A 17,886-nucleotide genomic window follows, 5' to 3' on the forward strand; every position below is an offset into this window, starting at 1 on the left:
GCCCCACGGCCCGCCCCTTCTGCGTCATCCCGGTCAGTTCATCCGGGTCGTGCTTTACCCCGACGCGTTCTCCGGATAAGTGATCACGAGCATGGTGACGCCCTCTGCCGCGGTCCACGGGCCGTGCGGCATACCCGGCGGGCGGCACGCATACGCACCCCGGACGAAGACCTCGTCGAGGGTCAGGTCGTGCAGAGCACCTTCGAGGATGTACACCTCTTCCCAGAACTCGTGCCGTGCGACGCCCTGTTCGGAGGTGTCGGTGCCCGGATCCCAGCGCTGGAGGACCGTGCGGCGCTCGCCGCTCGCGTCCTCGGCCAGTACGCGTTCGGCCACCCCGGGCGCGGCGCCCTCCGGCACCGCCCACGGCCCGGCAGGAAGGTGGAACTCCAACTCCGGTTTGCTCACCTCGGCGACTCCACCCGGCGGTTGGCCAGCACCGGGATCTTCTCCCGGATCGACGCCACTTCGTCCACGTCCAGATCGGCCACGAGAAGCCCCGGCTCCGCATCCAGACGATGCCGTACGGTCCCGTCCGGGCCCACCACCCTGCTGTGTCCGATTCCGGTGGGCGCGGTCCCACGGACCTCGGCTCCCGCGGCGGTGGGGTCGGCCTGGTCGACGGCTGCGACCCAGACCGTCGCGTCCAGGGCCCGGGCCCGCACCAGCAGCTCCCACTGATCGAGTTTGCCCGGACCGGCGCCCCAGGAGGCAGCCAGCAGCGTCGCCACCGCCCCCGCGTCGGCATGGGCCCGGAAGAGCTCCGGGAAGCGGACGTCGTAACAGGTGGCCAGCCCGAGGCGTACGCCGTCAACGTCGATGGTGGCGATCCGCGACCCCGCGGCGACCGTCTCGGACTCGGCGTAGCCGAAGGCGTCATAGAGGTGGATCTTGTCGTACGCGGCCTCGACGCCGGGTCCCGTCGCCAGCAGGGTGTTGGTGACCCGGCCGCCGGGGGCTGGCGTGAACATGCCCGCCACCACGACGATGCCCGCCGTAGCGGCGATGTCTCGCACCGCGTCGGCCCAGGGGCCGTCCAGGGGTTCGGCGACATCGGCCAAGGGGGTACCGAAGCAGGCCATGGACGCCTCAGGGAACACCACGACGCGGGCACCGGCTTCCGCCGCGCGCGACGTCCACTCCTCGATGAGACGGAGGTTCTTCTCGGGGTCGGATCCGGTGGTCAACTGACTCAGCGCGATACGCACGAGGTACGGCCTTTCTGTGGCGGAGTTTTGTGTGCCGGAGATCCTGTGGCGGGCTGTCCGTGCCGAGGTTTCTCAGGTGGGGAGCCACTACAGAGCATGAGCAGCCGGTTCGTTCTGCTGAGCGGCGGCGAGCTGCGCGTCCTCCTTCTCTGCCTTGGCGGAGTCCCTGCCCAGGCAGAGACCACCAATGGTCACCGCCGCTGTCACCGCGATGTAGAGCGCCAGCGGAACCCAGCTGTCGTAGGAGCTCAGGAGCGCGGTGAACAGGAGCGGAGCGATCGCGCCGCCGAGGAGGCCGGCCAGCGTGTAGGCGAGTGACGAGCCCGTGTAGCGCAGCTGGGGCGAGAACTGCTCTGCGACGAATGCCGCCTGCGGGCCGTACATGAAGGAGTGGATGGCCAGTCCCACGATCACGCCGAACACGAGCAGGAGCCAGCTGCCGCCGTCGATCAGCAGGAAGAACGCGAAGGGCCATATGCCTGCCGCGATGGCCGAACCGCCGTACAGCAGACGCCGGTTGACTCTGTCGGAGACGGCCCCGGCCAGTGGGATGAGAAAGATCTGGAGCGTGGAGCCGACCAGGACGGCCGTCAGTGCGGAGCCGCGCGACATCCCCAGCCTGTCGGTGGCGTAGGTGAGCACGAAGACGGTGAACATCGCGTACAGCACGTCGGGGGCCACCCGGCACAGGATCGCGGCGAACAGGGCGCGTGGCTGGGTCGTGAACACCTCGCGGATCGGCGCCTCGGGCCGGGACTGCTCGGCCTCCATGGCCTTGAAGACCGGCGTCTCCTCCAGCTTCACCCGGATCCACAGGCCGAAGCCGACCAGCACCCCGGACAGCAGGAACGCCACCCGCCAGCCCCAGGACAGGAACTCGTCCTCGGTCAGCAGTACCCCGAGCGCGGCCAGCACGCCGTTCGCCAGGAGGTTTCCGGCAGGCGGTCCGACCTGGGCGGCGGAAGCGTAGAAGCCGCGTCGGCGCGGGTCGCCGAACTCGCTCGACAGCAGGACGGCCCCGCCCCACTCGCCGCCGACCCCGACACCCTGGGCGAATCGCAGCACGACCAGGGCGATCGAAGCGGCGATGCCGACGGTGCCGTACGCCGGCAGGAGCCCGATGAGGAACGTGGCCGCGCCGATGAGGACCAGGGTGGCGATGAGGACCTTCTTGCGGCCCATCACATCGCCGAGCCGGCCGAAGACGAAGCCGCCGAGCGGGCGTGACACATAACCGACCGCGTAGGTGGAGAAGGCCAGCAGGGTGCCGGTCAGAGGGTCCTGGGTGGGGAAGAAGAGATCACCGAAGACCAGCGCCGCGGCTGCGGAGTAGACGGCGAAGTCGTACCACTCCAGTGCGGTTCCGGTGAGGCTGGCGAAGAAGGCCCGGCGCATGGCGGAGCGGCCAGGGCGGGCCCCGTTGTCGTCCTGCTGGGTGTGTCGCATACGTCCCAATCCTTGCATCGAGTGGACATCGACCTTTCGGCATACTTCTTGTATACAGGTCGTATGCGCAAGCCCTGCGCCCAAAGTTAATCGCTTCGAAACCGCCCCCATGAGGAGACCCCGTGGCCGTGCTGACCTTCGAACTGCCTGATGGCACCACCCGCGATGTCGATGTCCGGCGGGTGCTGAACGCCGGCTACGCCGGGCGCAGCCAGGACGACGTCGCCGCGCATGTCGCCGAGCTCGCCGAGCTCGGCGTACCCGCGCCGTCCGAGACCCCGGCCCTCTACCCCGTCTCGCCCTACCTGGCCCAGCAGACCGACCGGGTTGCCGCGCAGCACCCCCGCACGTCCGGCGAGGCCGAGTGGGCCCTGATCGTGGCGGCGGAAGGCGAGCTGCTCCTGACCGCCGCCTGTGACCACACCGACCGTGATCTGGAAGTCCACGGCGTGGCCTGGAGCAAGAACGCCGGTCCGGATGTGCTGGCCCGACGCGCATGGCGCCTGGCCGACGTCGAGCCGCGCCTCGACGCGCTCACCCTGCGTGCCTGGGTCAGCCACGACGGCAAGGAGAGTGAGATCCAGCACGGCACGCTCGCCGAGCTGCTCACTCCCGGCTACTGGGCGGACGTGCTGCGCTCCCGGGGCGACCTGGTCCCCGGCACGGTCCTCATTTCCGGGACCATCCCCATGGCCGGGGGCGTGGACCAGTTCGCCGACGGCTGGCGCGTGGAGCTGGGCGATCCGGCCACCGGGGATGTCATCCAGCTCGCCTACGACGTGGTGCCCATGCCCGAGCCGATCGGCTGACTCCTGCCCTGACACCGGGCTCCGCGCCGGACGGCGCAGCCCGGTGAACGGCCTCCTGGACGTCGCGCCGCCAGGAGCACGGGGCAGCTCCCGCCGGGAATCCCGGTGCGGGGCTGCGAGTGTGCGTTCGACGATGACGCCGCCGTCCTCGTTGCCGAGGCTGCCGCCCGCCCTCGCTGAGCTGGCTGACGGGGATCTGCTCGCGACGTCGGCGGGCATTGGCCGCCCGGTCTGCGCCGACCGGGCGGCCGACACGGCAGTTCCCCTGCGGGGCGGGTCAGGTTTCGTGCGGGGAGGTGTTCGATGCCATCCCCATTCGGGTGATCAGCGCATGTTCATATCTTGGCTTGGGCAATTAATCGGGCGACTCGCACCAGCCGCTGAGTCACCGCCAATTGCCGTGCCTCGAAAGGGAATTAGCATGCGCCGTATCGCCGCTGTCGCTCTCGGAACCACCGCTCTTCTCGGCGTCCTTGCCGCGCCCGCCTTCGCCGACTCCGGGGCGCTGGGCGCCGCCGTTAACTCACCGGGCGTCGTGTCCGGCAACGTGATCCAGGCCCCGATCCACATTCCTGTCAACGCGTGCGGAAACAGCATCAATGTCGTAGGCCTGCTGAACCCGACGTTCGGAAACACCTGCGTCAACTACTAGCGGGCTGACCGTGCTGTGGTGCTTTCCCGTTCCTCCGCCGGCACCACAGCACACCGTCCGGATGGGCCCAGGAGGGTGGCCGGGTTCGCGACTCACCAATGCCCCGATGGACCGTTTATCCCGGAGCCTGGGCGGCCGCAGGGATGCGGGCTTCGCGCTCAATCCGTGGAGACGAAGCGGGGGGCGAGCAGACTCAAGCCGAAGTCCGCGGCGGGTGCCTTCACTGCTACCGCAGCGGCATGGACGGCGTCAGTGGAGAAGTTGATGACGGTCCATCCCTCGGGGGTGGGCCTGATCCTCCTCGTGCCGAGGTAGTCGGCGTTCAGTTCGCGGCCCAGACCGGCGCCGATGCCTTTGAGGTATGCCTCCTTACGGGTCCAGATTCGAGCGAACGTCTCGGGACGGTAGTTGCCCGAGACGATTTCGTCCTCTTCGGCTGGATGCAGCTCGGGGGCCAGGTTTCTGACGGTCGCTGCTTCAGGAAGCGTTTCGACGTCCACCCCGACCGGCTCGGCCGCAATCGCGATCAACACCAGATTGCGGTTGTAGGAGAGCGAGAAGTGAGTGGGCACCATCGGCTCCGTCACCGCTGGTCGCCCGTGCGGCTCTTCGCAGCATGGGCAGCGTTCCCGGAAGAATTCGAGGCCCGCAGGCGGGGAATTCAGCCGTCGGCCCAACAAGCGACGCAGCGCGATGTGGGCGGCGCCGTAGCTCACGCGATCCGGCGCGTGGTCGAAGCGGCCGAGCCTCTCGCGCTCTCCTTCGTTCAAATCGGCCAGATCGAGCGCAGACTCCTCGACCCCACGGGTGGGCAGCTGCCACAACTCGGCCCTGACGGGCATGACAGGGGCTGGAGCGGTCGGTTGCATGCGACGGACAGTAGTAGCGCAAGTTGGGTGCAGAGCAACGACACGGTGAGGGTGGAACAGGACGGCGTACCGGTGGGCGACGCTGTGATGCGGACCGGCCGTGTCCTGGCGTTCCAGGAACTCGTCGTCCGTTCGCCTGTGTCAGGATGCTCGGCCCCCTTCGCGTTCGTGCGCCGGCTCCCCGCGTTTGGCGGCAGACCGCGTGTCAGCATGCCGCCGATTCAGCTACCAGGGCGTTTCTCATCCGCCGGGTGGCCGCGACTGCCACTTCACGCGGGGATCGGGATAAGCCCCAGGGGGCTGGTGGTGGGCTGTTCGGATCCACCTGCCGGCTCCACGGTGATGCCCACGGCGGTCGCGCCGTCCAGTTGTCCTGCCAGCAGATGGGTCTGCCGGCCGCCGCTGCCGGGTAGCAGGCCCGCGGGGCGCATCTTGCCGGCTTCGGCGTACCAGATTTCGTAGACCTGACTGTTCGTGAGGGGCGGCAGGCCGACGGCGATCAAGGCCGCTTGGCGCTGAGTGCGCGAGGCGACGACGCCGGCGGTGGCGCCGTCGGGGAGCTGCTGGGTTCGGATCGTTGCGTCCGGCGCGGACAGTACGTCCGTGAGCCCTGAGGCCTGGGACTCGACCTCGGCCATGCGGGCTCGGGCGTCACCGGCCTCCTGCGTCTGCCAGACCGTGATGCCGCCGAGGGCGGCCGCTGCGGCCAGGCAGGCCGCGAGCACCAGCTTCATCCCCCTGTGGCGCGACGGGGCGGCGCGCCGGGAGTGGTGCTCCTGACGGGTGGTCGCGATCGTTTCGAGAACTCGCTGACGCAGTGCTGCAGGAGGGGCAACCGGTTCCGCAGCGGCCAAGCGTGCGGCGGTGGCCGCCAGGTCGGCTCGCTCCTGGGCGCAGGCTTCGCAACCGGCCAGATGGTTCTCGAAGGCGGCCTCTTCGCTGGGCGGAAGGGCGTGCAGGACGTATGCGCCGACCGCCAGGTGTGGATCCTCGGTGGGAATCATCGGTCGGTCTCCAGACAGGCGCGCAGTTTCCGCAGTCCGGTGCGCATCCTCGACTTCACCGTGCCGGAGGGAGTGGACAGGGCCGCGGCGACCTCCGCACAGGTCAGCCCCTGGTAGTAGGCCAGCACCAGTGGAATGCGCTGGATACTCCCCAGGCCGGCCAGACAGCGATGCACCCGCGCCTGCTCCTCCTTCCCCTCGACGGCTTCAATCACTTCGTCGAATGGGGCCGGGGAGTCCAGCAGCGCGGCTTTTCGTTCGCGCTCCGCACTGGCCTGTGCGGACCTCACCCGGTCCACCGCCCTCCGATGGGCCAGCGTGAGAACCCACGTCTTGGCGGCGCCGTACTCAGGGCGGAACCGGTCGGCTGTCCGCCACACTTCGATCATCACGTCCTGAGTCACCTCCTCGGCCTGCGCCTCGTCGAGCAAGATCCTGCACGCCAGGCCCATCACGGGCGGAGCGAGCGCGTCGTACACGCCGGCGAATGAATCCTGGTCCCCTTGGGCGACCTGCATCAGCAGGTTGTCCACGCTTCGGTCAGAGGCGGTGCGTTCCGTCGGCTGGTGCCTCTCGGTTCCAGTGTGCGGTATCCGCCTCATGACGTGTCGAACCGTCCCATCTGTCTGTGGTATTGCTCCACAGACCCAGTAAGGCAGGCGCCGGGATGTCAGACCGTGCGCCGGCAGGCTCTCTCACGCTGATGCCCATCCACGTAGGCCGCAGCTCGTCGGGGCCCGTTCGGCTGAGCCGTCCGCCTCGGTACGTGCATGCAGACCGCGCAGGACTGCTGTGCTCTGCTACCGCCTCAGCCACGGCAGGGCGCTCAGGTATCGCCCCCGCCGGGTCGCCAACGGCGGAAATGACAAGCTCTCGGACGTCCGCAGGATCTGTGGGTGAGGTTCGTCGTGGCGGTCGGTGCCTCGTCAGGCGATGCCCTTCCGTGGTGCCGTTACCCGCCGCCTCGGGCGATCCACCTGAAGCAGGCGACAGAAGGATGGAGCGGCGAGATCGCCGCCATTTCTGTAGCGCACGCGGAAGCGCGTCTTCGAATCGAATGTGTCACCCGGCGGTGATCAGGCACTCCAACCGCAAGGTGAGGTGGCCTTCACCCGCCTGCGCAGGCGCGGCTACTCCTCGCCGGCGTGGCGGTCTCCTGGCTGTCCAGTCGTCGATCCAACCAGAAATACCTGAAGAAATATCCACACAAACCCATCCACGCCCTCGCGAGATTCGAATACACAGTAGGACCGCCCGCATGGCGCGAACCGAGCGCCCGTGGGGCTGGGGGTGACAGCCGCAGCGCAGAGACGGTGGTCGGATCGTCGCCGAGGAGCTCACATGATCGGAAAGCCGGTCGAAGAACTCGCCGCATATCCAGGAGAGTCCTCCATCAGCCTTTGCGAGCGTGATGCTCCATCCGCCGATATCGAGGTGGTGCTCGCCTCCACACTGGCTGAGGTCATGCGCGCGGAAGATGTGTCGCTTGACAGTCACTTCTTCGATGACCTGGGCGCCGACTCCTTGGTGATGGCACATTTCTGTGCACGGGTCAGGAAGCACGCTGACCTGCCGACGGTGTCGATGAAGGACGTCTACCGACACCCGACGATCAGGATGTTGGCGACAGCCGTGACAGCCTCCGCGCCGTCTGCCCCCGCCGAGGCGACCACAGCCGACGCGAACAGCCCATCGGCGGCTCCTGCTCCGGCCTCATCTTCGACGGACATGCCGCAGTACATCCTGTGCGGAGTGCTGCAGCTCCTGGCGTTCCTCGGGTACTCGTATCTCCTCGCCCTCATCACCACCCGGGGCTACGAATGGATCTCAGCGGGGACCGGCGTCTTCGACGTGTACCTGCGGTCGGTCCTCTTCGGAGCCGCCGGCCTTCTGGTGCTGTGCGCCCTCCCCATCCTGGCGAAGTGGGTCCTCATCGGCCGGTGGAAGCCCCAGCAGATCCGCGTCTGGAGCATGTCCTACGTCCGCTTCTGGGCCGTCAAGACACTTATCCGCTCGGACCCGCTGGTCCTGTTCGTCGGTTCGCCGCTCTACACGCTCTATCTCAGGGCCCTGGGCGCGAAGGTCGGGCGAGGTGTCACGGTCTTCTCACGCCATGTCCCCGTGTGCACCGACCTGCTCACCATCGGCGACGACACCATCATCCGCAAGGACTCGTTCTTCAACTGCTACAGGGCCTACGCCGGGCTGATCCAGACGGGCACGGTCTCTCTCGGGAAAGACGTGATCGTCAGCGAGGCCACCGTGCTCGACATCGAGAGCTCGCTGGGCGACGGTGCCCAGCTCGGCCACGCATCCTCCCTGCACAGCGGGCAGGTGGTATCCGACGGCGAGCACTGGCACGGGTCGCCCGCACAGCGCACTGATGTGGACTACCAGGCGGTGGGACCGGCCGGCTGCGGTGTCCTGAGAAGAGCAGTTCACAGTGTCCTGCAACTGCTGACCGCACTGCTTCTTTACGTGCCGTTGGCGGTCGGCGGAGTCGGCATACTGTTGGCCGAGGCCCCGCAGCTCTCCGCGGCATTGCAACCAGGCCCTACGGCCCTCACGAGCTGGACCTTCTACGGGGAGGCTCTGGCGGCGTCCTTCGTGCTCTTCTTCGGTGCCGTACTCCTCGGACTCCTCTTCCTGGCCACCGTCCCCCGGCTGCTCAGCCGGACCATCACCCCGGGCAAGGTGTATCCGCTTTACGGATTCCACTACGCGGTGCACCGGATAATCGCACTCACGACCAACCGCAAGTTCCTGATGCGCCTGTTCGGCGACAGCTCCGGAATAGTCCACTACCTGCGCTGCCTCGGCTATGACCTCTCCCGAATAGAGCAGACCGGTTCAAACTTCGGTATGGAGGTCAAGCACGAGACCCCCTACCTGAGTTCCGTCGGGAGCGGAACCATGGTCGCCGACGGCCTGTCGATCATCAATGCCGACTTCTCCCACACGTCCTTCCGGGTGTCACGGGCGTCGATCGGGTCTCGTAACTTCCTCGGGAACAGGATTGCCTACCCCTCCCGGGGAAAGACGGGCGACAATTGCCTGCTTGCGACGAAGGTGATGGTCCCCGTCGACGGGGAGGTCCGGGAAGGTGTCGGGCTCCTCGGCTCGCCCAGCTTCGAGATTCCGCGTTCGGTCCAGCGGGACAGCACATTTGACCGGCTCAAGAGCGGTGAGGAGCTGAGCCGCGGCCTTGCCGCCAAGAACAGGCACAACGCCGCCACCATGGGGCTCTACCTGCTGGTGCGGTGGGTCTACTTCTTCTGGGTCACCCTGCTCGTCGCCGTCGCCGCGGAACTTTACGCCCCGCTCGGCGCCGGTGCGATCGCGCTGGGCAACGTCCTGGTCGTCCTGTCGGGCGCCGCGTACTTCATTCTGGTCGAGCGCGCCGTAACGGCCCTCCATCCCCTCGTGCCGCTGTTCTGCTCGATCTACGACCGGCGCTTCTGGCGACGGGAACGCTTTTGGAAGGTTCCCTCGGAGGCGTATCTGCGGATCTTCAACGGCACCCCGTTCAAGAACGTGATCTGGCGCCTGCTGGGAGCCCGTATCGGCACCAGGGTCTTCGACGACGGAGGCCACCTGACCGAGCGGACGCTGGTCACCATCGGCGACCGCTGCACCCTCAATGCGGGAAGTGTCGTCCAGAGCCACTCGCAGGAGGACGGCACCTTCAAGTCCGACCGGAGCGCGATCGCGTCCGGCTGCACGCTCGGAGTCGGTGCCCTGGTCCATTACGGAGTGGCGATGGGCGAAGGAGCGACTCTCGCGCCCGACTCCTTCCTCATGAAAGGCGAGGTCGTCCCGCCGCACGCACGGTGGGGCGGGAATCCGGCCCGGGAGACCAACCGCCGTGACACAGGGGCGGAGTGGAGGTAAGAGCTGATGAGTACGTCCTCGCAGACCCATGCCGAATTCTGGTGCGACGTGTTGACCTCCGGCGCGTACACCAGGGTCCCGCCATGGACCCGCTCCTCCGCGCGGGGCACCGCCAAGCACGAGACGGATGTCCCCGACCACCTTGTGGCGTCGCTGCGCCGGCTGGCGGACGGTCAACACATCACGCTGAGTGCGGTGCTGCTGGCCGCCCACGCCAAAGTGCTTGCCGCACTGTCCGGTGAGCGCGAGGTCATGACTGGCTACCTCGGCGAGCGCGGAGGCGCCCCGCTGCCGTGCAGGCTGACGACCGCGTCCAAGTCGTGGCGAACCCTGCTTCTGGACACTCACCGGGCTGAGGCGGAGCTGCTCGCGCACCAGGAATTCGAGGTCGACGCCCTCAGGAGGGACTTGGGCCTGGCCGAGGAGCCTCCGGAGACCGTGTTCGACCTGGCCGATGACGACGGCAGCCCCGCCGACGACACCCTGTTGCGCGTTTCCCTCTCCCGCCACGGCAGCCGACACGTACTTCGTCTGCGGTACCGAACCGACGTACTCGACGCGGAATGTGCCGCCAGAATCAGCGGGTACTACATCACTGCGCTCACACGGATCGCCGCCGATCCCGATGCCACGCACGGGCGACAGACCCTGCTGTCCACCGATGAACTCCATTTCCAACTCGAAGGACTGGCCGGGCCCCGTCGGGAACTTCCGGACCGCCGGTTCCACGAGCTGTTCGAGCAGCGGGTGCAGGCGCACCCCGATGCCCTTGCGGCCGTGCACGCGGATCGGCAGTGGACCTACCGGGAACTCAACACGCGTGCCAACCAGCTGGCACATGCCCTTCTTGCGCGCGGACTGCGCCGCCAAGATGTGGTCGCAGTGGTCACCGAGCGCAACCTGGAGTGGATGGCGGCCGTCATCGCCATCTTCAAGGCCGGCGGCGCGTATCTGCCCATCGAGCCGCACTTCCCGGCCGACCGTATCGCCACCATGCTCTCGCGCGCCGGGTGCCGACTCGTGCTGACCGAACCCGGCAGCACCGCCTCCCTCGACCAGGCTCTCGCCTCGGCGTCCGGCGTCCGGACCCTCTTCATCGACGCCGCCTTCGAAGCGACCGCCGCAGACAGCGATCCGGGCCTCGACGTGGCCCCGGACCAGCTCGCCTACATCTACTTCACCTCCGGCTCCACCGGCGAGCCCAAGGGCGCGATGTGCGAGCACGCGGGCATGCTCAACCATCTCTTCGCCAAGGTCGACGACCTGGAGGTAGGCGAAGGGCAAGTGGTCGCCCAAACCGCACCCCAGTGCTTCGACATCTCCCTGTGGCAGCTGCTCTCAGCGCTGCTGGTGGGCGGTCGGACCCTGCTGGTCGAGCAGACGGCGGTACTGGATGCCGGTCGCTTCCTCGACACGATCGCCGACGGTCGGGTCGGGGTACTGCAGGTGGTCCCGTCGTACCTCGATGTGGTTCTGGCCTGTCTTGAGCAGCACCCCCGTGAACTGCCCGACCTGCGGTGCGTTTCGGTCACCGGCGAGGCATTGAAGAAGGAGCTGGTGCAACGCTGGTTCGCGGCACAGCCCGGAATCAGGCTGGTCAACGCCTACGGACTTACCGAGACCTCGGACGACACCAATCACGAGGTCATGGACCAGGTGCCGGACACCGATCGGATCCCTCTCGGCCGGCCCGTCAACAACGCCCATGTGTACGTCGTCGACGAGAACCTGGCTCCGGTGCCACTCGGCGCCCCGGGAGCGATCGTCTTCTCCGGAGTCTGCGTCGGCCGCGGCTACATCAACGATCCCGAGCGCACCCGACCGGCCTTCATGGCGGACCCGCACCACCCTGGGCGACGGCTCTTCCGCGGAGGTGATTACGGACGCTGGTCCGCCGACGGGAAACTGGAGTTCTTCGGCCGTCGCGACAGCCAGATCAAGATCCGCGGATTCCGCATCGAGATCGGCGAGATCGAGAACGCCCTGCTGCGCATGCCCGGGGTCCGTGACGCCGCGGTGGTCGTCGCCCAAGAGGGCACCAACAAACGGCTGGTGGCCTTCTACTCGGGCCGGCAGCCGCTGGAGACCGATGCCCTCAGGGAACGGCTGGGTCAGTCGCTGCCGGAGTACATGGTCCCGCCGGCCTTCGTCTGGCAGGAGAGCCTTCCGCTGACCGCCAACGGCAAGATCGACAAGAAGGCACTCGGGAAACTCGCGGGAGACCTCGACCCGTCCGAGGACGACTACCACGCACCGCGCACACCAACGGAGCGGAAGCTGGCCACGGCCTGGGCCAAGGTGCTGGGAATCCCGCAGGACCGAATAGGCCGTCAGGACCACTTCTTCGACCGCGGCGGCACCTCACTGTCCGCCGTGAAACTCGCGATCGCTCTGGGCCGCGTGGTCTCCGTCAAGGAGGTCGCCCGCCACCCCGTCCTCGCCGATCTCGCAGAGCTGGTTGACGGTCGGTCGGAGGGCCACTCCAAGGTGCTTCACCCCCTGACGGAATCGGAGAGCGCACCGGCAAGTTCCCTCGTGTGTTTCCCCTCGCGCAGGGGAAACACAACCGAGTTCCATGCCCTGGCCGAGGCGCTGGACGGCACCGGAACGGCGCCCTACGCCGTCACACTCCCCGTGCCCGACACGGCCGGCACGGGAGAAACATCCGCACCGACCGCGCAGGTGGCCGACCAGGTTGCCGACGAGATCATCCGCCTCGGCCTGACCAAGGTCCGTCTCTGGGGCCAATCGTCGGGCACCGAGTTCGCCGTGGCGACAGCCATGGGCCTTGAGGAACGCGGCGTGGACGTCCAGCGGGTCTTCCTCGGCGCGCCGCCGGTCGATGACGCCCTGAACGCCCCACCAATGGTGAAGCTCTCCGCACCCATCACCGTGATCGTTGCCGCCGACGACCCGCACACAGCCGAATCTCCGCACCGGAACCGGGACTGGCAACTCCTGGCCGAGTGCGTGGACCTGCACGAGCTGCCCGACGGCGGCCACTTCTTCTTGCGAACCCGTGCGAAAGACGCTGCACAAGTCGTGCTGCGCGACATCTAACGGCCGGTTTCTTCCCGCGCCCCACTCAGAGGAGAAAAACGATGCTGTCCTCACTTCCCCACCTTCTACCCGACCTCGAAAGGGAAGTTGGCAAACCTCCGATGCTACGTGTCGGCGCCACCGTCGACCCTGGGAGCTGGGCGGCGGAGCAGCGCGAAACGCTGCGGGCCATCGTCACCGGGCACGGTTCGGTGCTGATCCGGGGTCTGGAGGTGCACGACGCGGAGGAGGTCGCGGCCGTTCTCCAAGGTCTGGGCCTCGCTCCGATGGCGGAGAAGGAAGCCTTCGCCCAGCGGCAGACCTACTTCGACGGCATCTACTCCTCGTCGAAATGGCCCTCGAACCAACCGATGTGCATGCACCACGAGCTCAGCTACACCCTTGAGTTCCCCGGCCTGATGCTGTTCGCGTGTCTCGCCGCGCCCGCTCAGGGCGGGGCGACCGCGGTGGCCGACTCGGCGGCAGTGCTCGACGCGCTTCCGGCTGCTCTGACCGACCGGTTCGAGCGGGAGGGCTGGCTGCTGACCCGCAGCTACAACGACGAGATCGGGGCTTCCCTGGACCAGGCGTTCGGTACCGAGGACCGAGAGGCCATCGAGCGCTACTGCCGTGCCAACGCAATCGACTTCGCGTGGCAGCCCGACGGTGGGCTGCACACCGGACAGCGCCGCAGCGCCGTGGTACGCCACCCGTCCAGCGGCCGGCACTGCTGGTTCAACCAGATCGCCTTCCTCAACGAGTGGACGATGGCGCCCGAGGTGCGGGAGTTCCTGATCGACGAATACGGCCCCGACGGGCTGCCGTTCAACACCCGCTACGGAAACGGCGACCCCATCACCGAGGACGTCGTGCAGCTGCTCAACGAGGTCTACGAGGCCCACACCGCACGCCGCCCGTGGCAGGCCGGCGATCTTCTGATCGTCGACAACGTCCGTACCGCGCACAGCCGGGAGCCGTTCAAGGGGACGCGGGACGTCGTCGTGGCCTTGGCCGAGCCGATACGCCTGGCCGCATGCTCACCGACTGTCGAGGTGACTCTCCCATGACCACCACAGCCCGCCCCACCACAACCCCTGCCACGCTGCCGGATCCTCACGCCGTCCCGTCCTTCGCGGTGATTCCCGGAACCCAGGTCCAAAAGGCGCTGGAGGGACGCGAAAAGCAGATCGTGGAGGTAGTCGAAGACACCTACCGGCTGCACGGCGCAGGCGAGTCGGTGAACCCGCCGTCGTCCTTCCTGCGCTTCACCGACCGGCCCACCTCCCGGATCATCGCCCTGCCCGCCTCGATCCGCGGCGAGGCGCGGGTGGACGGACTGAAGTGGATCTCCAGCTTCCCGCCGAACGTGGCGTCAGGCATCCCCAGGGCCTCGGCCGTGCTGATCCTCAACGACTACGTCACCGGCTATCCCTTCGCCTGCCTGGAGAGCTCGATCATCAGCGCCACCAGGACCGCCGCATCAGCCGCGTCCGCCGCCGACTGGCTCAGCCGCGAACGCCAGCGCCCGACGCGTATCGGGTTCTTCGGGGCGGGCCTCATCGCCCGCTACATCCACACCTTCCTTCAAGGGACCGGCTGGTCATTCGAGGAAACCGGCGTACACGACCTGTCGCCCGAGAGCGCGGCCGGCTTCCGGCTGTACCTGGAGCAGTCCGGCGCCGGCGGTCGGATCACTGTGCACGACAGTGCCGAGGAACTGATCCGCGTCAGCGACCTGGTGGTCTTCGCCACGATCGCCGGGCAGCCACACGTCAGTGACGTGGCGTGGTTCGATCACAACCCGGTGGTGCTGCATGTGTCACTGCGTGACCTCGCGCCGGAGATTCTGCTGGCGTCGACCAACATCGTCGACGATATCGAGCACTGCCTGAGAGCCTCCACCTCCCCTCATTTGACCGAACAGGCCACAGGAAACCGGAATTTCCTGCACGGCACGCTTGACGACGTGATGGCTCGCCAAGTGGCAGTGCCGCCGAACAGGCCCGCCGTGTTCTCCCCGTTCGGCCTCGGGGTGCTCGACCTGGCGGTCGGCAAATTCGTCTACGACGAGGTGGTCCGATCCGGAGAACTACAGATCGTCGACAGCTTCTTCCATGAACTGCGCCGGTACGGATGAGCAGCCGAGCACTCGGTCTCCCATGACATGGAGGTCATAGGGAGCTATTCGCCACAAGAGATCAGCGGCTGAACGCCGCAGGCAAGTACGCACCACACCGCGGCACTGCCGCGACTTCCCGCCTTCCTCGGTTGGACACCGGTCCCGCCCTGAAGAGCGCGAAGCTCGCCGCCACGGTCGGATGGATGGACATTCCGAAGGTGCTCTGCCGCGAAGGAGGAGACCATCGTGCCAGTCATAACCGTGCCCCAGGCATTCAACGAGGAAGAGCTCTACGTCGACCTCCGGCCGATTTTCGAGCACTCGCTCTTCCTCAAATGTGAGGGCTTCAACTTCGCCGGCTCGATCAAGCTGAAGGCAGCGACCGAGATGGTGGAGGCCGCCGAACGGGACGGAGACCTGACGCCGGCATCGGTCCTGATCGAGTCCTCGTCCGGAAATCTCGGCGTGGCGCTGAGCATCATCGCGGCGAGCAAGGGCTACCAGTTTCTGTGCGTCACTGATTCCCGCTGCAATCTGACAACCAGGCTGATGATGGAGGCACTGGGCAGCCAGGTGCACGTGGTCTCCGACGAGGAGGGCAACGGCGGATTCCTCGGCGCACGACTCGCGTACGTCCGCGACATGTGCGCCTCTGACCAACGGTGCATATGGCTCAGTCAGTACACAAACCCGAGCAACTGGAAGGCGCACTACCGCCGGACGGCTCCCGCCATCGCCCACTCTTTCCCGCAGCTGGACCTGCTGTTCGTCGGCGCGGGAACCACGGGCACCCTGATGGGCTGCGCGCGCTACTTCCGGAATTGGCACCGGCCGGTGCAGATCATCGCCGTGGACAGTGTCGGGTCGGTGACCTTTGGCGGGCCACCAGGACGCAGGATGATTCCCGGCCTGGGCATGAGCGTCCGGCCGCCGCTGCTCGAGGACTCCTACGTGGATGATGTCGTGCGCGTGGAGGAAGCGGACACCATCCGGGCGTGCCATCGACTGGCCAGACGCGGCTTCCTGTTCGGCGGATCGACCGGCACGGTGGTCAGCGGTGCCACCGACTGGCTGGCCCGGCACGACACACGAGGACGCACGGCGGTGGCCATCGCCCCGGACCTCGGTGAGCGCTACCTCGACACCATCTACCAGGCCAACTGGGTGCAGGACCTGTACGGCGACGAGGTGCTCGACACCGACCTGCCGCCCAACGCCGAAGCCGCGACGGCCCGCACCGCACCACCGGTCCGGTCACTGGACACTCAGCCGCACCGACGGCATCACCGGCACGAAGCCTGACTGCCGAACGCCCTTGTCCCGTGCGGCGGCGCCTCCCCGGCGATAACTCAACTGGCCGTGAACTCCTCTGACGTGGGCTTCGGCGGATGCCGCCGTAGCCCACCAGCAAGCTCGCCGGCACAATGCCGAAACCGCGGTGAGGTACGCAGGCAGCCAGGAGGCCGGGCAACCGTCCAGCGCGAAGATCGGTTGTCGGGCCTGGACCGCGCGCACAGCGCGCAACGTATCCCGGGGCGAGTGCCGGTGCGTTCGGCGGCCTCAGCGGGAGTGGTCGGGAAGGGTAAGCGGATTTTGGTACGCCCGGGTATGGGTCCTCAGCGATGAACGACCAGGGTGTGGCCACCCGCGTGGGCCGCTCATCAGCCTCTCCGAGCGAAGAGCCGTGGACTGGCGTGGCCCGGCGCGTCCGCCCAACTCCCTCAAGCCACAGGAGCAGTCAGGCTGCCGCCCTCTGACGGAGTGTCGTGATCCAGCTCTTCAGCCCAGACCTCTCACCGACTGGCACGCTTTCCGTCATCGCTGGTGACGACGACCCGACAATGCTCGCCACGCGAGCGTGGCCCTGGTCGCAGGCGGCCTCAATTCCACGTCTGCGTATCCTCATGCGGACGCGCCGACCCGACAGGGCTCCTCCGCCCAGGGGAGGTGGGCGTGGACAGTTTTGCCGCCGCCGGGATTCGGGGCGGCATCGAGTTGATCGCATACCGCGGTGATGAGGTACCAGCCCAAGCCACCGGTGCCGTTCTCGGTATCGGGGCGGCGTGCGTGCGGGAGCTCGGGGTTGGGGTCGGTGACGGTGATGTCGAGCCCGTCAGGGTGTGCGGTGAGGGTGAGGGTGCCGGGCCCATGACCGTGCCGGATCGCGTTGGTGACGAGTTCGGACACGACAAGGGCCGCGGCTTCGACGTCGGCCGAGTTGCCTGGGTGCACCTGGTCGAAAAAGCCGCGGGTGGCATCGCGGGCGGCCGCGACCTCCTCCGGCCTCTCGGCGAAACAGCATGCGCATCGCAACTCGCCGCCTGGGTGCCTGGTGCCCAATGGGGCGGGTGCGCTGGTTGAGAGGGTGGCAGTCATGACGGGACCTTTGTCGCGGTGTCCGCATGGCGGTTGGGTGGCGCCGATGCGTTCTGAGGGGAGCGCGGCTTCCAGAAGACCGAGAACCGCTGTCGCTCCTCCAACTGTCGGGATGATGATGGTGGTGCTCTCGGCTACTGAGGTCGAGCCCTTGGGGCATCGCCGATGTGAGCTCGCGTGCGGCCCGCGCGCGGGTCCTGGTTTCGCACTCTGGTCGGTACAGGAATTGGCGTCATGCCCCTTATTCGGAGCCCACTCCGTCCCCGGATGGGTTCACAGCGCATAAATAGCTGTTTCTTTGCGTATGGCATCCATGGCGCACCGTGACACCCTTGCGCACCTGCCGACGCCGGAGTCCACCAGCGGCCAGCACATGGGCAGCGGGGCCTCAGGACTCCTGTTCCAACGCCTCGCCCCAAGTGCCTTACAGGGAAGTCGACTTCGACGGGCTGGGGTGAGGTGCGGGGCGGGCG

At 67.5% G+C, this 17,886-nt stretch carries 14 protein-coding genes; 7 read left to right on the forward strand and 7 right to left on the reverse strand.

The window, feature by feature from the left end; translation table 11 throughout:
• Positions 1–54: 54 nt before the first annotated feature.
• The 3 genes from ACH4FH_RS29945 to ACH4FH_RS29955 all read right to left on the reverse strand — a co-directional run bounded on the left by ACH4FH_RS29945 (position 55) and on the right by ACH4FH_RS29955 (position 2,654).
• A complete protein-coding gene (locus tag ACH4FH_RS29945) occupies positions 55–408 on the reverse strand; it encodes a cupin domain-containing protein (protein ID WP_398559066.1) in 354 nt (117 codons plus the stop codon).
• A complete protein-coding gene (locus tag ACH4FH_RS29950; protein WP_398559067.1) occupies positions 405–1,208 on the reverse strand; it encodes a carbon-nitrogen hydrolase family protein in 804 nt (267 codons plus the stop codon). Before ACH4FH_RS29950 ends, ACH4FH_RS29945 begins: the two co-directional genes overlap by 4 nt.
• An 87-nt stretch (positions 1,209–1,295) precedes the next feature.
• On the reverse strand, positions 1,296–2,654 hold the full coding sequence (locus tag ACH4FH_RS29955) for an MFS transporter (RefSeq protein WP_398559068.1): 1,359 nt from the start codon (positions 2,652–2,654) through the stop codon (positions 1,296–1,298).
• Between the two features lie 122 nt (positions 2,655–2,776).
• Here ACH4FH_RS29955 and ACH4FH_RS29960 point away from each other — a divergent pair, with 122 nt between their 5' ends.
• Positions 2,777–3,463, forward strand: a complete 687-nt coding sequence (locus ACH4FH_RS29960) for a DUF2848 domain-containing protein (protein WP_398559069.1) — start codon at positions 2,777–2,779, stop codon at positions 3,461–3,463.
• A gap of 421 nt (positions 3,464–3,884) precedes the next feature.
• Positions 3,885–4,115, forward strand: coding sequence for a chaplin (locus ACH4FH_RS29965; protein ID WP_398559070.1), 231 nt, complete (start codon positions 3,885–3,887; stop codon positions 4,113–4,115).
• Between the two features lie 158 nt (positions 4,116–4,273).
• On the opposite strand, the gene ACH4FH_RS29970 is transcribed toward ACH4FH_RS29965, so the two are convergent.
• From ACH4FH_RS29970 to sigK, 3 genes are all read right to left on the reverse strand, one after another.
• Positions 4,274–4,984, reverse strand: a complete 711-nt coding sequence (locus tag ACH4FH_RS29970; protein WP_398559071.1) for a 4'-phosphopantetheinyl transferase family protein — start codon at positions 4,982–4,984, stop codon at positions 4,274–4,276.
• Between the two features lie 269 nt (positions 4,985–5,253).
• A complete protein-coding gene (locus tag ACH4FH_RS29975; RefSeq protein ID WP_398559072.1) occupies positions 5,254–5,988 on the reverse strand; it encodes an anti-sigma factor in 735 nt (244 codons plus the stop codon).
• Positions 5,985–6,590: an ECF RNA polymerase sigma factor SigK gene (gene sigK / locus ACH4FH_RS29980; RefSeq protein WP_398559073.1), complete on the reverse strand. Its 606-nt coding sequence runs from the start codon at positions 6,588–6,590 to the stop codon at positions 5,985–5,987. Before sigK ends, ACH4FH_RS29975 begins: the two co-directional genes overlap by 4 nt.
• Positions 6,591–7,329: 739 nt before the next feature.
• Between sigK and ACH4FH_RS29985 the strand changes: the two genes are divergently transcribed.
• From ACH4FH_RS29985 to sbnA, 5 genes are all read left to right on the forward strand, one after another.
• The gene (locus ACH4FH_RS29985; protein ID WP_398559074.1) at positions 7,330–9,879 is read left to right on the forward strand and encodes a Pls/PosA family non-ribosomal peptide synthetase; all 2,550 of its coding nucleotides are present in this window, start codon (positions 7,330–7,332) and stop codon (positions 9,877–9,879) included.
• Between the two features lie 6 nt (positions 9,880–9,885).
• Entirely contained in the window at positions 9,886–12,939 is a 3,054-nt protein-coding gene (locus ACH4FH_RS29990) for an amino acid adenylation domain-containing protein (protein ID WP_398559075.1), read from the forward strand.
• A gap of 41 nt (positions 12,940–12,980) precedes the next feature.
• Entirely contained in the window at positions 12,981–13,985 is a 1,005-nt protein-coding gene (locus ACH4FH_RS29995; RefSeq protein WP_398559076.1) for a TauD/TfdA family dioxygenase, read from the forward strand.
• On the forward strand, positions 13,982–15,055 hold the full coding sequence (gene sbnB, locus ACH4FH_RS30000; protein ID WP_398559077.1) for a 2,3-diaminopropionate biosynthesis protein SbnB: 1,074 nt from the start codon (positions 13,982–13,984) through the stop codon (positions 15,053–15,055). Before ACH4FH_RS29995 ends, sbnB begins: the two co-directional genes overlap by 4 nt.
• Before the next feature lie 228 nt (positions 15,056–15,283).
• Complete coding sequence (sbnA, locus tag ACH4FH_RS30005) at positions 15,284–16,339, forward strand: 2,3-diaminopropionate biosynthesis protein SbnA (protein ID WP_398559078.1); 1,056 nt, start codon at positions 15,284–15,286, stop codon at positions 16,337–16,339.
• Between the two features lie 600 nt (positions 16,340–16,939).
• On the opposite strand, the gene ACH4FH_RS30010 is transcribed toward sbnA, so the two are convergent.
• A complete protein-coding gene (locus ACH4FH_RS30010) occupies positions 16,940–17,413 on the reverse strand; it encodes an ATP-binding protein (protein WP_398559079.1) in 474 nt (157 codons plus the stop codon).
• Positions 17,414–17,886: the final 473 nt, after the last annotated feature.

The sequence above is a fragment of the Streptomyces sp. NPDC017993 genome, assembly GCF_044328065.1.
In the GTDB taxonomy this organism is placed as follows: domain Bacteria; phylum Actinomycetota; class Actinomycetes; order Streptomycetales; family Streptomycetaceae; genus Streptomyces.

Bases quoted from the DNA above. Each gene is read 5' to 3' on its own strand.
- ACH4FH_RS29965 (WP_398559070.1), top strand. From the start codon at position 3,885: ATGCGCCGTATCGCCGCTGTCGCTCTCGGAACCACCGCTCTTCTCGGC.
- sigK (WP_398559073.1), bottom strand. From the start codon at position 6,590: ATGAGGCGGATACCGCACACTGGAACCGAGAGGCACCAGCCGACGGAA.
- ACH4FH_RS29975 (WP_398559072.1), bottom strand. From the start codon at position 5,988: ATGATTCCCACCGAGGATCCACACCTGGCGGTCGGCGCATACGTCCTG.
- sbnB (WP_398559077.1), top strand. From the start codon at position 13,982: ATGACCACCACAGCCCGCCCCACCACAACCCCTGCCACGCTGCCGGAT.
- ACH4FH_RS29995 (WP_398559076.1), top strand. From the start codon at position 12,981: ATGCTGTCCTCACTTCCCCACCTTCTACCCGACCTCGAAAGGGAAGTT.
- ACH4FH_RS29955 (WP_398559068.1), bottom strand. From the start codon at position 2,654: ATGCGACACACCCAGCAGGACGACAACGGGGCCCGCCCTGGCCGCTCC.
- ACH4FH_RS29985 (WP_398559074.1), top strand. From the start codon at position 7,330: ATGATCGGAAAGCCGGTCGAAGAACTCGCCGCATATCCAGGAGAGTCC.
- ACH4FH_RS29990 (WP_398559075.1), top strand. From the start codon at position 9,886: ATGAGTACGTCCTCGCAGACCCATGCCGAATTCTGGTGCGACGTGTTG.
- ACH4FH_RS30010 (WP_398559079.1), bottom strand. From the start codon at position 17,413: ATGACTGCCACCCTCTCAACCAGCGCACCCGCCCCATTGGGCACCAGG.
- ACH4FH_RS29970 (WP_398559071.1), bottom strand. From the start codon at position 4,984: ATGCAACCGACCGCTCCAGCCCCTGTCATGCCCGTCAGGGCCGAGTTG.